We start from the raw sequence: 14,264 nt of genomic DNA, 5'->3' as shown, positions 1-14,264 counted from the left end.
ATGGAAACCGCAGCCGAGCCAGAAATGGCATCAGTAGCGTCTACACCATCCCAAAACGTTGACGACAGCAAGCAAGCGCGCATTGCGGCCGCCGTGGCTAAAGCCAAGGCCAAGAAAGCTGGGCTAACGGATGATATGGAAACCGCAGCCGAGCCAGAAATGGCATCAGTAGCGTCTACACCATCCCAAAACGTTGACGACAGCAAGCAAGCACGCATCGCGGCCGCCGTGGCTAAAGCCAAGGCCAAGAAAGCTGTGCTAGCGGATGATATGGAAACCGCAGTCGAGCCAGAAACGGCATCAGCGATGGATACTGAGACCGAAGTAGCGTCTACGCCAACGCAAAATGTTGATGACAGCAAGCAAGCTCGCATCGCGGCGGCCGTGGCTAAAGCCAAGGCTAAGAAGGTGCAACAAGCTGATGCTGCCGATGCTTCCACAGCAGAGACGAAAGTTGACTCGCCGGTTGAACAACCCGCTAACGTCGAGCCAGAGAGCCCAACAACCGCTGAAGTTACCGCAACCAATGCGGCAACCTCATCAGCACCATCAGCCGCGGATGCCAAAAAAGCCCGCGTAGCTGCCGCGATTGCCAAGGCGAAAGCCAAAAAAGCACTCGCCGATCAGGAGAACCAAGACTAATGGCCTTTAAAATCGCATCCTCTCCCCACATTATTCGGCCATTACAAACCAGCACAGTGATGCAGCGGGTGTTGCTTTGTGCCCTGCCCGGCTTTGCGGTGCAAATTGCATTCTTTGGCTGGGGCACACTGTTTCAAGTACTGCTGGCGATGCTTACTGCCGTCGTCACCGAAAGTGCGGTGATGAAGTTACGCCAACGTAGCGTGTCCAGCACCATTAGCGATAACAGTGCATTACTGACCGCGTTGTTGATCGGTGTTGCTGTACCGCCATTAGCGCCGTGGTGGCTCACCGTTATTGGTACCGGCTTTGCCATCGTGATGGTGAAGCAACTTTACGGCGGCTTGGGTAACAATCTATTCAATCCCGCAATGGCGGCTTACGTGGTGCTGTTGATTGCCTTCCCGGTGCAGATGACATCATGGGTGGCGCCAGTCGGTGCTGCTGCGCATGCACCAGCATTTTTGGAAAGCCTGCACATCATTCTATCGGGAACGCAAATCAATGTTGCCGATAGCTTCCAGCTCAGTGTTGACGGTTTTACCATGGCAACGCCGCTCGACACACTGCGTACCGATCTATCACAGGGACATTCGATTAGCGAAATCCTGCAAAAGCCAGCGTTTAACGGCATCGCCGGAGCGGGCTGGTTTTGGGTTAACCTCGCCTATCTGCTGGGTGGATTGGTGATGTTAAAGCTAAAACTGATCCGTTGGCACATCAGTGCTGGCGTATTGGGCGCATTGACCTTATGTGCTGCCATCGGTTGGCTATGGCAGCCAGCGACACATATCAGCCCGTTACTGCATCTCTTTAGCGGCGCAACCATGCTGGGCGCATTCTTTATTGCCACCGATCCAGTAACGGCAGCGACCAGTAACAAAGGACGACTCATCTTTGGCGCATTGATTGGTGTGCTGGTTTACGTTATCCGTAGTTACGGCGGTTATCCCGATGCGTTCGCCTTTGCGGTGTTGTTGGCGAATCTCACCGCACCGTTGCTTGATTACTACATCAAGCCTCGTACCTACGGTCACCGCGCTTAATCTGAGAGGCAATAGTGAAAAATAGCATGTTAAAAAATGGCTTATTGCTGGGATTGTTTGCTTTGGTATGTTCCGCGCTTGTGGCGGGGGTTAACCTGTTTACCGCGCCGCAAATTAGCTATCAGCAACGTCAGCAATTACTCGGCACCTTGCATCAGATTATTCCTGATTCAATTCATGACAATGATTTGGCGGCTTCTTGCCGCTTGATCACCGCCCCTGAAGCGTTGGGTACCCGCAATGCAATGCCGGTGTACGTCGCCACTAAGTTGGGCGAGCCGCAAGCCGCAGCGCTGGAAACCATTGCACCAGATGGTTACAACGGCAATATTCATATCATTGTCGCAGTTAACAACGACGGCGTAGTATTAGGTGTGCGTACATTAGAGCAGCAAGAGACCCCGGGTCTTGGCGATAAAGTTGAATTGCGCAAATCCTCATGGGTTGATGAGTTTGCAGGTAAGCTGTTTGATATCAACAATCTCAAGGTATGGTTTGTCAAAAAAGATGGTGGCGCCATTGACCAATTTACCGGGGCAACCATCACCCCGCGCGCTTACACCAAAGCACTGCGTAATACGCTAAGTTACTTTATGGCAAACAAACAGCAAATTTACGCCAGTTCCACCCCATGTGAGGAGGCGAAGCTATGAGCCAATACAGTGAAATTGCCTATCAGGGATTGTGGAAAAACAATCCAGGCTTAGTACAGCTGCTTGGGCTATGTCCGCTGCTAGCGGTCACCGCCACGGTCACCAATGCCTTAGGTTTAGGTTTAGCCACCATGGCGGTATTGGTTGGCTCCAACGTGTTGGTTTCGCTGATCCGTGAATTTGTGCCGAAAGAGATCCGTATTGCGGTGTTTGTGATGATCATCGCCGCGCTAGTGACCGTAGTGCAGTTACTTATCAACGCTTATGCCTATGGTCTGTACCTATCACTAGGTATCTTCCTGCCATTGATTGTGACCAACTGCGTCATCATCGGCCGCGCCGAAGCCTTTGCATCGCGGAATAACGTGGTAAAAGCGGCATTTGATGGCTTGATGATGGGTGTAGGCTTTACGCTAGTACTGATCGTACTGGGCGCTATTCGCGAAATTCTTGGTCAAGGCACGCTGTTTGACGGCGCCGATCAGCTCCTCGGTGCATGGGCGGCTGGCCTACGCATCGATTTGTGGCACACCGACACTTCCTTCTTATTGGCGATGCTGCCGCCCGGGGCATTCCTTGGTATGGGATTACTTATCGCGCTGAAGAATGTGATTGATAAAAAGCTGGCAGAAAAACAACCTAAAGCCGCTACAGCGCCCGTAGAGCGCGCCCGCGTCACCAAAGTGAATTAATTGGATTTCGTGTGAATAAAGATAAACGTCGACAGATACTGGAACGCCTACGAGCGGAAAATCCGCATCCCAAAACCGAGTTGAACTACAGCAATCCGTTTGAACTGTTAGTGGCGGTGACTTTGTCGGCCCAAGCGACCGATGTTAGCGTTAATAAAGCGACCGATAAGCTGTTTCCCGTTGCCAACACCCCCGCAGCGATTGTGGCGCTGGGTGTTGATGGTCTCAAGCAATACATTAAAACCATCGGTTTGTATAACAACAAAGCCGTTAACGTGGTAGCGCTGTCGCAAATCTTATTAGAGAAGTATCAAGGTGAAGTCCCCGAAGACCGCGAAGCGTTAGAGTCATTGCCAGGCGTTGGCCGTAAGACCGCTAACGTGGTACTCAATACCGCCTTTGGCTGGCCGACAATTGCCGTAGACACCCATATTTTTAGGGTTTCGAACCGCACTAAGTTTGCTGTTGGTAAGGACGTGGTTGAGGTGGAACACAAGCTGCTTAAAGTGGTGCCAGCGGAATTCAAAGTCGATGTACACCACTGGTTGATTCTACATGGTCGCTATACCTGTATCGCGCGCAAGCCACGATGTGGGAGCTGTATTATTGAAGATCTGTGTGAATTTAAAGATAAAATTTATCCAGAAGAGTAACAATAATAAAGCCGCTCACGAGCGGCTTTATTATTTACGCTGGCCGGATATTAGAAAATCTGCGCAATCATTATCGCAAAAATCACAGCGATTGCTGCCACTGTACCCAACGACCATTTTAATTCTGATGTCATGCTTGTCTCCGACTTTGAGCTAGGTTAGGTTGGGAACCATTATTCATCAGCGCCTATTTAATTCAACGAAATATTTGCAATTATGTGACCTAATAAGCATGCTTTTTAAATAAAAATGCGGTAGGGAACATGGTTATTTTATCGCCATTAACTGATGTCAGCCGTTATTGGGCTGACACGACAAAACTAAGGAGTAAATGTCGTAATGTCTCAAGTACTACATACTATGATCCGCGTGGGCAACTTAGAACGTAGCATCGAATTCTATACGCAAGTAATGGGTATGAAATTACTGCGTCAATCCGAAAACCCACAATACAAATACAGCTTAGCGTTTGTTGGCTATGGCGAAGAAAAGTCTGGTGCAGCAGTGATTGAACTGACCTACAACTGGGGCACTGAACAATACGATATGGGCAATGCTTTCGGCCACATTGCTATTGGTGAAGCAGATATCTATGCACGCTGTGAAGCCATTGCGGCGGCCGGTGGCAAAGTAGTTCGTGCACCTGGCCCTGTAGCTGGCGGCACGACGGAAATCGCTTTTGTGGAAGATCCTGACGGCTATAAAATCGAACTGATCCAAATGAGTTCAGCCGAGCATGGCTTAGGCTAACGCTAGCAACCTACTTATCAGCCACCTGCCCCGTCGGGTGGCTTTATCTTCCTCAGCCTCTTCGGCGCTAATCCCACCTAGTTCCGCGTTACAGTTACCTGCAACGTCAACAGCATTAGCTGTTCTACTGCTCAATCCAATCGTGCGTGTATAGCACCGCTACATCATCTAAACCAGTGTTTGTGTCCAAGATCATAGCGTTAGGCTTATCGTGAGCAGCAATGACTGATGTCTGTGTTTTAACAATGAATGGTAAAAGCAGCTACTTCAGGATTGAAAGCTTGAGGGAATGACATAAAAAATCCCCAGCAAGCTGGGGATTTTTATTAAGTCTAACTAAATATTAGAACTTGTAGGTAACGTTACCGTAAATCTGACGACCAATTACGTCATATACTTCTGGTGAAGTACCACCAGCAGTACCATTTGATACGTATGTCGGATCTTCATTAGTGAAGTTTTTCACGCCTGCAGACAGACTGAAACCATCAGTAAAGTGATAGGTCGCTACGATGTTGTGGTAGAACACACTTGTGGCGTGATCAATATTTAATACACCGTCCTCGGTATATTCATCGTTCATAGCATCAATATAACGATTATAGTACATCACACTCCAGTCATCCTGAGAAACACTGATGCTGAAGTTATTACGCCATTTAGCGTAACCACCGAAGTTACCGTCAATGGTACCTTCGTAATCAATACCATCTTGCTCATAGCCAATTAAGTAAGTAGCGTCGTTGTTGATAGCCCAATCTAAACCTAACGCATCAAACTTATAATTAAAGTTGATGTCTACACCACTAGTTTTAACAGAACCAACGTTAGTTAGCGCTGAAGTCAGATTAGTCAGATCACCATTCCCACGGCCTTGAGCTTCATCCCAAGGTACATTGATTGTTGAGCACGCAGCTTGTTCGCCGGCATAACAAGCTTTAAGACGATCTTGTACATCAACGCGGGTAATCGCATCACTGATGTTAAATTTCCAGTAATCGATAGTGGTTGAGAAACCATCTAAGAAACTAGGAGAGTAAACTAAGCCTGCAGTGAAAGACTCTGACTCTTCAGGCTTCAGGTTAGGATCTGAAGTACGATTCACCTTGATCTGAGGATCAAAGTTTTGACCCCATGGATCTGTTAGATAATCAAATGAACCTGAGTTACCCGCATACAGCTCGCTAACATTTGGAGCACGGAAACCTGTAGCAACTACACCACGTAACATCAACTCGTCAGTCGCGCGATAAGTTAAACCCACTTTCCATGTTGATGCTTTACCAAATGTATCGTATTCGTCATAACGGAATGCGAAGTCACCGGTCAGTTTCTCAGTGAAAGGCACACTCACTTCTTGATAGAAAGAGATTACGTCGTAATGACCTTTGGTTGGGTCTTGCTGTGCTGAAGAGCTGTCACCTGCTTGTACGACTTCATCAGGTGTGAAGTAACCTTCTTCGTAACGATACTCACCACCGATTGCAAAACTAACAGCACCACCGCTCACTTGGAACAGATCACCACTCAAGTTCGCTTGGACGTCATGTTGCTCGTTACCACCACGGTCATTCTCGGTGAAAGAAATCGCATCGGCAGTTTCTTGGCTCATCGGCTGGCCAGTAAACCAAGCGTCTTGATTTTCCAAAATATTTTGGGACATCAAAGTCGCGTTGATTGAGTTACCAACCCAGCTTTTTGCTTTGTTCTTACCATAGGTGTAAGAAACATCCCATGTCATGCCATTGCCTGCGCTAGTGTAACCCTGCAGGTCGATCGATGCGCGGTAAGTATCTGTGTCTTGACCATACATACGCGGACCAACTTCACTGGTACGACGACGGAAATTGACTTTGCCATTGTTTTCATCAGGAGCAATACCGGCGGCAGTCATCGCTGGCGTCAAATTAACGCAGTTTGAAGTCACAGAGTTGGTACAAGCATCCAAAAACAGGTTGGCAGGTTCTGGTGCCATCATCTGATCTGACTTACGTTTGGTGTAAAGTAACTCGCCAGACAACACCATATCATCACCCAACTCTTGGGTCATGTTGGCAAATACGCTGTAACGTTTGCTAGGAGTTTGGTACCAGCTAAATGGCGTGAAGTCATAGCCTTGTAAAGGCACCCATTCACCATTTTCGTACTGCTTCATCTGCGGCACAGGCTTGTTATCATTCTCTGGGTCGAGAACAACATTACCATTCGCATCAAAACGCTGACCTTGGAGACCACCTTGTGGCGTTAGTGAGCTTGCGCCTTTTTCAGTCCAATCACGGTCAGATTGAATAATACCATTACGCTTAGTAAATGCGGCACCGAATGTATAGTTACCACCGTTATCGGTGTTAAAACCATACAAAGCGCTTAGGCTGTAGGTCTGACCATCACCTTCATCGGTCGTTGATGATTTAGCATCCAGTTGGAAGCCGTCAAAATCTTTCTTAGTAATGATGTTAACTACACCAGCGATCGCATCTGAACCATAAACAGCAGATGCGCCATCTTTCAAGATCTCAACGCGTTGGATCATAGCAACTGGGATAGTGTTCAAGTCAACGGCGCTATCAGCACCAACACCAGAACTTACCATACGGCGACCGTTCAACAGTACCAGTGTACGGCTAGCGCCCATACCGCGTAAGTCCACTTGAGCAGAGCCACCTGAGCCATTGTTAGATGTTGAACCCAGCGCAGCACCAGCCATAGAGGTTTGGTCTTGCAGCAGTTGATCAACTGAGGAGTAACCTTGTGCAGAAATTGCAGCTGCATCAATAGTGGTCACAGGCGAAGCGCTTTCCATATCCTGACGTTGGATACGGCTACCAGTAACTTCGATACGTTCTACTTTGTTTGCGCCATCATCAGCTGCAACAGCTGATACTGAAGCGAAACTGCTGCCAGTTGCGGCAGCTACCAACGACCACTTAACGGCCGATGACAGCTTGTTGAATTTTAGCATCCAAAACTCCCTTACTTCTTCGTTTTTGGCTATTAGTCTCTAGTCACTTATTAAAGTGCGACCAAATGTAATATTTATTCAAAGCACTTTTTGTGCTGGACGTAGATACTGTCTTGGACGATACGAATCGTCAATGCACCCAAAAATTTCACATGGTAAAAACTATGTTTTTACTTTGTAATCAGCTATAGATTGATTTGTTTTTTAATTATTTTAATAACAGCAAAAAACCATAATAAACGCTGATTAAACGTTCATAACTGCCAATCAATATAAAAAATAAAGGGTAGAACGTGAAGAAAAGCACACACAAACTTAACAACAACTTGTTTGTAAATTAATGTAAAGACAAACTTTATCTTTTAACAGAAAATCAGCTCAAAATACCAACAACTCCACTAACCACCTGAAAATATTGCAGTTAAAACTCAACTAAGTTAAGAGATTTAAAATTTAATAATTCTCAACTTGACAAGTTGTTAACACTTATGTTCTGCAATTAATAATCTAACCGGTGTGCCAAAAACGCAAAATGTTGCGTTTTTAAAACACATCCACAAAAAGCAAACAAATAAAAAAAGGGCCTTTCGGCCCTTAATATTCGTTAGATTTAAAACTATTCTGCTTCTTTTTTATACTTTTCAGCAGTTTCTTTAATTAACGTTTGTAGCTCACCTTTTTGATACATTTCGGTGATGATGTCACACCCGCCAATCAGCTCCCCTTCTACCCACAATTGTGGGAAAGTCGGCCAGTTTGCATATTTAGGCAATTCTGCGCGAATATCGGGATGCTGCAAGATATCCACATAAGCAAACTGCTCACCGATGTTGATCATGATTTGAGCGACTTGCGATGAAAAACCACAGCTAGGCAATTTAGGTGACCCTTTCATGTACACGATGATTGGGTTCTCTGTGATTTGTTGTTTGATTTTTTCTACGGTTTCCATATCAGTTCCTGAATGTTGAGCGCTTAGCACAAGACATAATACATTGTACGATACCGCACCGCCGAACAAAAACACACATTTTATATGGCCTTTATTGATGATCGGCAATTGCATAAAACACTATATCAATCGTTATTTTCGAACATTGCTAATCACTAATTCGATTCAAACAATGATGCATATCACAAAAAAATCAGTACAATATACCGCAGTGAGCAACGTCAAGAATGATTAACTAAGTCAATGGAGAGATTACTATGGCTTTCGAATTACCCGCTTTACCTTATGCAAACGACGCACTGGAACCACACATTTCTAAAGAAACTATCGAATACCACTACGGTAAACACCACAACACTTACGTAGTGAACTTGAACAAACTGGTTGAAGGTTCTGATCTTGCCGATAAATCTTTGGAAGAAATCATCAAGTCTTCTACTGGTGGCGTATTTAATAACGCTGCACAAGTATGGAACCACACCTTCTACTGGAACTGCTTGAGCCCTAATGGCGGCGGTGCAGCAACCGGTGCCATCGCTGATGCAATCAACACTGCATTCGGTTCTTTTGATGCATTCAAAGAAGAATTCACTAAGAGTGCTATTGGTAACTTCGGTTCAGGTTGGACTTGGTTGGTGAAAAAAGCTGACGGTTCAGTGGCTATCCACAATACCTCAAACGCTGGATGCCCATTAACTGAAGATGTTACCCCGCTGCTAACAGTAGACGTATGGGAACATGCTTATTACATCGATTACCGTAACGCACGTCCGAACTACCTGTCTCATTTCTGGGAACTGGTTAACTGGGATTTCGTGAACAAAAACTTCGCCTAATTACTGATCCTCAGTAACAGCTAAGGAGCCCCACTGGGCTCCTTTTTATTTGTCTGCTCATCAACACTCTTTGCTTTATCTCCGTCAATCATTTCAATCGCAACAGTTGCTAATGCAACTATTTCTTATTGTTTTTTCTCCATTTTTTTGACAAACACCACAAAAAAGTGTCTAAGATTAAACAGAGGAATACGCAATAACGAGTTTCCTTCCAAAGATAAGCTAGGCGTTTTAGGGGGTTTAAGATGGGTATATTCGAACATTACCAGCAACGCTATGAGAAGAAACTACAAGAAGAATATACGCTTCAGGAGTTTCTCGACATTTGCAAAAAAGATCGCACCGCTTACGCATCCGCAGCCGAAAGACTGCTTATCGCCATTGGAGAGCCAGAGATTATCGACACCTCCAAAAGCCCGGTGCTCAGCCGAATTTTTTCCAATCGTGTCATTGCGCGCTATCCGGCATTTAAAGACTTCTATGGCATGGAAGAAGCCATTGAGCAGATAGTGTCTTATCTAAAACACTCTGCTCAGGGCCTCGAAGAATCGAAGCAGATTCTGTATCTGCTCGGACCGGTAGGTGGCGGTAAGTCATCCTTGGCGGAAAAACTCAAAGCATTAATGCAGCAAGTGCCGATTTATGTGCTGTGCGCTAATGGACAACGCAGTCCAGTGAATGATCATCCCTTCTGCCTGTTTGATCCTGAGGAAGATGGCAAGTTACTCGAACAGGAATACGGCATACCACTGCGTTATCTAAAAACCATCATGTCGCCATGGGCGATCAAGCGACTGCATGAGTTTGGCGGTGATATCTCTCAGTTCAAAGTAGTTAAAGTGTTTCCTTCCGTGCTGGACCAAATCGCCGTAGCTAAAACTGAACCAGGCGATGAAAACAACCAAGATATCTCCTCACTTGTGGGCAAGGTGGACATTCGTAAACTTGAGCACTTCGCACAAAATGATGCCGATGCCTACGCTTATTCGGGCGCTCTCTGTCTGGCCAACCAAGGTTTGATGGAATTTGTCGAAATGTTTAAGGCACCAATTAAGGTGTTGCATCCACTGTTAACCGCCACCCAAGAAGGCAACTTCAATGGCACAGAGGGGCTGTCAGCAATCCCCTACTCCGGCATTATCCTTGCGCACTCGAACGAATCCGAGTGGAGTACTTTTAGAAACAACAAAAACAACGAAGCGTTTCTTGACCGGGTATATATCGTCAAAGTGCCCTACTGCTTGCGCGTATCAGAAGAAGTTAAAATTTACGAGAAGTTGATCAGCAACTCTGAGTTGACTGCGGCGCCCTGTGCGCCAGGTACCATTGAAACGCTAGCACAATTCAGCGTGTTATCGCGTATCAAAAACCCCGACAATTCATCCATCTACTCAAAAATGCGTGTCTATGACGGTGAAAGCCTGAAAGACACCGACCCAAAAGCCAAGTCTTACCAAGAATACAAAGACTACGCTGGAGTAGATGAAGGGATGGAGGGGCTATCCACCCGTTTTGCCTTCAAAATTCTATCTAGAGTGTTTAACTTCGATAGAACAGAGATTGCTGCCAACCCTGTTCACCTGTTCTACGTGCTGGAAAAACAGATCGAACAGGAGCAATTCCCCAGCGATGTTGCCGACCGCTATCTAGAACATCTCAAAGGTTACTTGATCCCCAAATACATCGAGTTTATCGGCAAAGAGATCCAAACCGCCTATTTGGAAAGCTATTCTGAATATGGTCAAAACATCTTCGACCGTTACGTCACCTATGCGGATTTCTGGATTCAGGATCAAGAATATCGCGATCCTGAAACAGGCCAACTGTTTGACCGCGCAGCGTTAAACGCTGAGTTAGAGAAAATAGAAAAGCCTGCGGGGATCAGTAATCCGAAAGATTTCCGTAATGAAATCGTTAACTTCGTACTCCGGGCTCGCGCCAATAACGATGGCAATAACCCTAATTGGACTAGCTATGAAAAACTGCGCACAGTGATCGAGAAGAAAATGTTCTCCAACACTGAAGACTTACTGCCAGTGATTTCGTTTAACACCAAGACGTCGACAGAAGATCAGCGTAAGCATGATGACTTCGTCAACCGTATGATGGAAAAAGGCTACACCAAGAAACAGGTGCGCCTGCTATCTGAATGGTATCTGCGAGTCAGAAAATCCTCGTAGTCCGTGTCGGGTTCGGCATTGAGCCGAACCCGCTGTTTGCTTTGGGAGGTGCGTATGGCGAACTTCATCGACAGACGGTTGAATGCCAAAGGAAAGAGTACGGTCAACCGTCAGCGGTTTATTAACCGCTACAAACAACAGATCAAAAAAGCGGTGAGTGAAGCAATTACTCGCCGTAGTGTCACCGATATCGACAAGGGCGAGAAAATCGGCATTCCTACTCGCGACATCAGTGAACCGGTATTTCACCAAGGTCAAGGCGGGGTTCGTGAGCGGATCCATCCAGGCAATGACCAATTCACCCGTGGTGACCAAATCGAGCGCCAACCAGCAGGCGGCTCTGGCGGCAGCGGTCAAGGTGAGGCCTCAAACAGTGGTGAAGGTGAAGATGACTTTGTCTTTCAAGTATCTAAAGATGAGTATTTAGAGCTGTTATTCGAAGATCTTGAATTGCCTAATTTGCAGCGCAATCGCCTCAATAAATTAGTGGAATACCAAACCTATCGCGCTGGTTTTACTAATGACGGCGTGCCAGCCAACATCAACATTGTACGTTCTCTACGTTCATCGTTAGCGCGTAGGACCGCCATGACGGCAGATAAAAAGCGCCAGCTTAGAACGTTAGAGGAAGAACTCAGTGAGCTACAAAACACTGCTGGCGCGAGTGCCGAGCGGATCATGGCATTACAGGAGCGGATCGACGCACTAAAGAGCCGTATCGCCAAGGTCCCTTTTATCGACACCTTCGATTTACGTTTTAATAATTTTGCCAAGCGGGAAATTCCGACCAGCCAAGCGGTAATGTTCTGTCTGATGGACGTTTCAGGCTCAATGGATCAAGCCACCAAAGAGATGGCCAAGCGCTTCTATATACTGTTGTACCTATTTTTAACCCGTACCTACAAAAATTTAGAAGTGGTTTATATTCGCCATCATACTCAGGCCAAAGAAGTCGATGAACATGAATTCTTCTATTCACAAGAAACTGGCGGCACCATCGTATCCAGTGCACTAAAACTGATGCATGAGATCCAGCAAGCTCGTTATCCCGCCGACGAGTGGAACATATACGCCGCACAAGCGTCTGATGGTGATAACTGGGCCGATGATTCGCCACTGTGCCACCAGCTACTAGAAAAACAGATCCTACCGATGGTGCGTTACTACTCCTACATTGAGATCACTAACCGACCTCACCAAACGCTATGGCGTGAGTATGAACAGTTAACCGAAAAGTTCGACAATATGGCAGTGCGCAATATTCGCCAAGTCGAAGACATCTACCCTGTCTTTAGAGAACTCTTCAAAAAACAGGCGGTTTAAGGGGAAGTGCTATGGGGAAATCCAAGAAACGTCAGCCGCTCAGCGATGGGCCAGAATGGACCTTTGAGTTACTGGAACAATATGAGCATGAAATTGCGCGCGTGGCAGACCATTACCGGCTCAAATACTATCCTAATCAGATTGAGATCATCACAGCTGAACAGATGATGGATGCCTACGCCAGTGTCGGTATGCCTATCGGCTATACCCATTGGTCTTTTGGTAAACGTTTTATTGAAACAGAACAAGGCTATAAACGCGGTCAGATGGGCCTCGCCTACGAGATTGTCATCAACTCTGATCCGTGTATTGCCTATCTGATGGAAGAAAATACCATCACCATGCAGGCACTGGTCATCGCTCATGCTTGTTACGGGCATAACAGCTTCTTTAAAAACAACTATCTATTTAAGACATGGACCGATGCCAGCTCAATCATTGACTACTTAGTGTTTGCCAAAAACTACATCAGCCAATGTGAACAGAAATATGGTGCCAGCGAAGTAGAAGCCATTATTGACTCTTGCCATGCTCTGATGAATTACGGTGTAGACCGCTACAAACGCCCAAGCGAAATCTCATTTGCCGAAGAACAAGCAAGGCAAAAGGAACGTGAAGAATACCTGCAATCCCAGGTAAACGACTTATGGCGCACGATTCCAACCAAGCCGACACCTGAAGCAGAGAAAAAGAAAAAGCGTTTTCCGAGTGAACCACAGGAAAATATCCTCTATTTCATCGAGAAAAACGCCCCATTGCTGGAGCCATGGCAACGCGAAGTGGTGCGGATTGTACGCAAGCTTGGACAATATTTTTATCCGCAACGTCAAACACAAGTCATGAATGAAGGCTGGGCCACGTTTTGGCACTACACCATCCTGAATCATCTGTATGACGAAGGGCTACTGACCGACCGCTTTATGATGGAGTTTTTGCAAAGCCATACTAATGTGGTGATGCAACCCTCGTACAACAGCCCCTACTACAGTGGCATCAATCCCTATGCGCTAGGCTTTAATATGTTTTGCGACATACGACGTATCTGTGAGGAGCCGACCGACGAAGATAAATATTGGTTTCCGGAAATTGCGGGCAGCAATTGGTTAGACACGTTGCACTTTGCCATGCAAAACTTCAAAGATGAAAGTTTCATCAGCCAGTATCTATCACCCACGATGATCCGTAAGTTTAAATTATTTGGTGTGTTAGATGATGAAAGTAAAGAGCATCTCAGCATCTCGGCCATCCATGACGAGCAAGGCTATCGAGAAATTCGGCAGATCCTGTCTTCACAATACAACTTGTCAATCAACGAACCTAACATTCAAATTTACGATGTCGATGTAAACGGTGACCGCTCATTGACACTGAGATACATTCCTAGCCGAGGTATTCCTCTTGCCAACAGCCGTAACGAAGTGATTAAACATCTCTATCGTTTGTGGGGATTCAAGGTGACGTTGGAGCAACAGAACGAAGATGGTTCGGTGAAAGTCATCGCTCAATGTCCCGAGGTGAAAGTGCCAGCCTAGTTCCGATTCCGCCGTCACCTAATAGCAAAAAGACCGCATTTGC

11 protein-coding genes and 1 pseudogene are annotated in these 14,264 nt (G+C 46.2%); 10 read left to right on the top strand and 2 right to left on the bottom strand.

Annotated features, from left to right (window positions below):
* The 6 genes and pseudogenes from L9G74_RS19575 to gloA form a co-directional block, all read left to right on the top strand.
* Positions 1 to 642 (top strand): annotated as a pseudogene (locus tag L9G74_RS19575) (electron transport complex subunit RsxC); the annotation flags it as partial.
* On the top strand, positions 642 to 1,688 hold the full coding sequence (gene rsxD, locus L9G74_RS19570; protein ID WP_238898464.1) for an electron transport complex subunit RsxD: 1,047 nt from the start codon (positions 642 to 644) through the stop codon (positions 1,686 to 1,688). The pseudogene L9G74_RS19575 and the gene rsxD, both read left to right, overlap by 1 nt.
* Before the next feature lie 14 nt (positions 1,689 to 1,702).
* Complete coding sequence (gene rsxG / locus L9G74_RS19565; RefSeq protein WP_238898463.1) at positions 1,703 to 2,341, top strand: electron transport complex subunit RsxG; 639 nt, start codon at positions 1,703 to 1,705, stop codon at positions 2,339 to 2,341.
* A complete protein-coding gene (locus tag L9G74_RS19560) occupies positions 2,338 to 3,033 on the top strand; it encodes an electron transport complex subunit E (protein ID WP_238898462.1) in 696 nt (231 codons plus the stop codon). Before rsxG ends, L9G74_RS19560 begins: the two co-directional genes overlap by 4 nt.
* 11 nt (positions 3,034 to 3,044) lie before the next feature.
* Entirely contained in the window at positions 3,045 to 3,686 is a 642-nt protein-coding gene (nth, locus tag L9G74_RS19555; RefSeq protein ID WP_238898461.1) for an endonuclease III, read from the top strand.
* A 339-nt stretch (positions 3,687 to 4,025) separates the two neighbouring features.
* Positions 4,026 to 4,436 carry a lactoylglutathione lyase gene (gloA, locus tag L9G74_RS19550; RefSeq protein ID WP_238898460.1) on the top strand — a complete coding sequence of 137 codons (411 nt, stop codon included), beginning with the start codon at positions 4,026 to 4,028 and terminating at the stop codon, positions 4,434 to 4,436.
* A gap of 343 nt (positions 4,437 to 4,779) precedes the next feature.
* Here the strand turns inward: gloA and L9G74_RS19545 are convergent, their stop codons facing one another.
* Positions 4,780 to 7,398, bottom strand: coding sequence for a TonB-dependent receptor plug domain-containing protein (locus L9G74_RS19545; protein WP_238898459.1), 2,619 nt, complete (start codon positions 7,396 to 7,398; stop codon positions 4,780 to 4,782).
* Between the two features lie 616 nt (positions 7,399 to 8,014).
* Positions 8,015 to 8,350, bottom strand: a complete 336-nt coding sequence (locus tag L9G74_RS19540) for a Grx4 family monothiol glutaredoxin (RefSeq protein WP_238898458.1) — start codon at positions 8,348 to 8,350, stop codon at positions 8,015 to 8,017.
* A gap of 257 nt (positions 8,351 to 8,607) precedes the next feature.
* Between L9G74_RS19540 and sodB the strand changes: the two genes are divergently transcribed.
* The 4 genes from sodB to L9G74_RS19520 all read left to right on the top strand — a co-directional run bounded on the left by sodB (position 8,608) and on the right by L9G74_RS19520 (position 14,221).
* Positions 8,608 to 9,186 (top strand): superoxide dismutase [Fe], encoded by a 579-nt coding sequence (gene sodB, locus L9G74_RS19535; RefSeq protein WP_238898457.1) that lies wholly within the window; start codon positions 8,608 to 8,610, stop codon positions 9,184 to 9,186.
* 245 nt (positions 9,187 to 9,431) lie between these two features.
* Positions 9,432 to 11,366: a PrkA family serine protein kinase gene (locus L9G74_RS19530; protein ID WP_238898456.1), complete on the top strand. Its 1,935-nt coding sequence runs from the start codon at positions 9,432 to 9,434 to the stop codon at positions 11,364 to 11,366.
* Positions 11,367 to 11,420: 54 nt separating this feature from the next.
* Entirely contained in the window at positions 11,421 to 12,689 is a 1,269-nt protein-coding gene (locus L9G74_RS19525; protein ID WP_238898455.1) for a YeaH/YhbH family protein, read from the top strand.
* 11 nt (positions 12,690 to 12,700) lie between these two features.
* Entirely contained in the window at positions 12,701 to 14,221 is a 1,521-nt protein-coding gene (locus L9G74_RS19520) for a SpoVR family protein (protein WP_238898454.1), read from the top strand.
* Positions 14,222 to 14,264 lie beyond the last annotated feature (43 nt).

The organism is Shewanella electrica (genome assembly GCF_022321485.1).
Taxonomy (GTDB): Bacteria; Pseudomonadota; Gammaproteobacteria; order Enterobacterales; family Shewanellaceae; genus Shewanella; species Shewanella electrica.
This window is presented reverse-complemented; position numbering and strand designations above follow the sequence as displayed.

Bases quoted from the DNA above. Each gene is read 5' to 3' on its own strand.
- rsxD (WP_238898464.1), top strand. From the start codon at position 642: ATGGCCTTTAAAATCGCATCCTCTCCCCACATTATTCGGCCATTACAA.
- L9G74_RS19560 (WP_238898462.1), top strand. From the start codon at position 2,338: ATGAGCCAATACAGTGAAATTGCCTATCAGGGATTGTGGAAAAACAAT.
- gloA (WP_238898460.1), top strand. From the start codon at position 4,026: ATGTCTCAAGTACTACATACTATGATCCGCGTGGGCAACTTAGAACGT.
- L9G74_RS19545 (WP_238898459.1), bottom strand. From the start codon at position 7,398: ATGCTAAAATTCAACAAGCTGTCATCGGCCGTTAAGTGGTCGTTGGTA.
- L9G74_RS19540 (WP_238898458.1), bottom strand. From the start codon at position 8,350: ATGGAAACCGTAGAAAAAATCAAACAACAAATCACAGAGAACCCAATC.
- sodB (WP_238898457.1), top strand. From the start codon at position 8,608: ATGGCTTTCGAATTACCCGCTTTACCTTATGCAAACGACGCACTGGAA.
- L9G74_RS19530 (WP_238898456.1), top strand. From the start codon at position 9,432: ATGGGTATATTCGAACATTACCAGCAACGCTATGAGAAGAAACTACAA.
- L9G74_RS19525 (WP_238898455.1), top strand. From the start codon at position 11,421: ATGGCGAACTTCATCGACAGACGGTTGAATGCCAAAGGAAAGAGTACG.
- L9G74_RS19520 (WP_238898454.1), top strand. From the start codon at position 12,701: ATGGGGAAATCCAAGAAACGTCAGCCGCTCAGCGATGGGCCAGAATGG.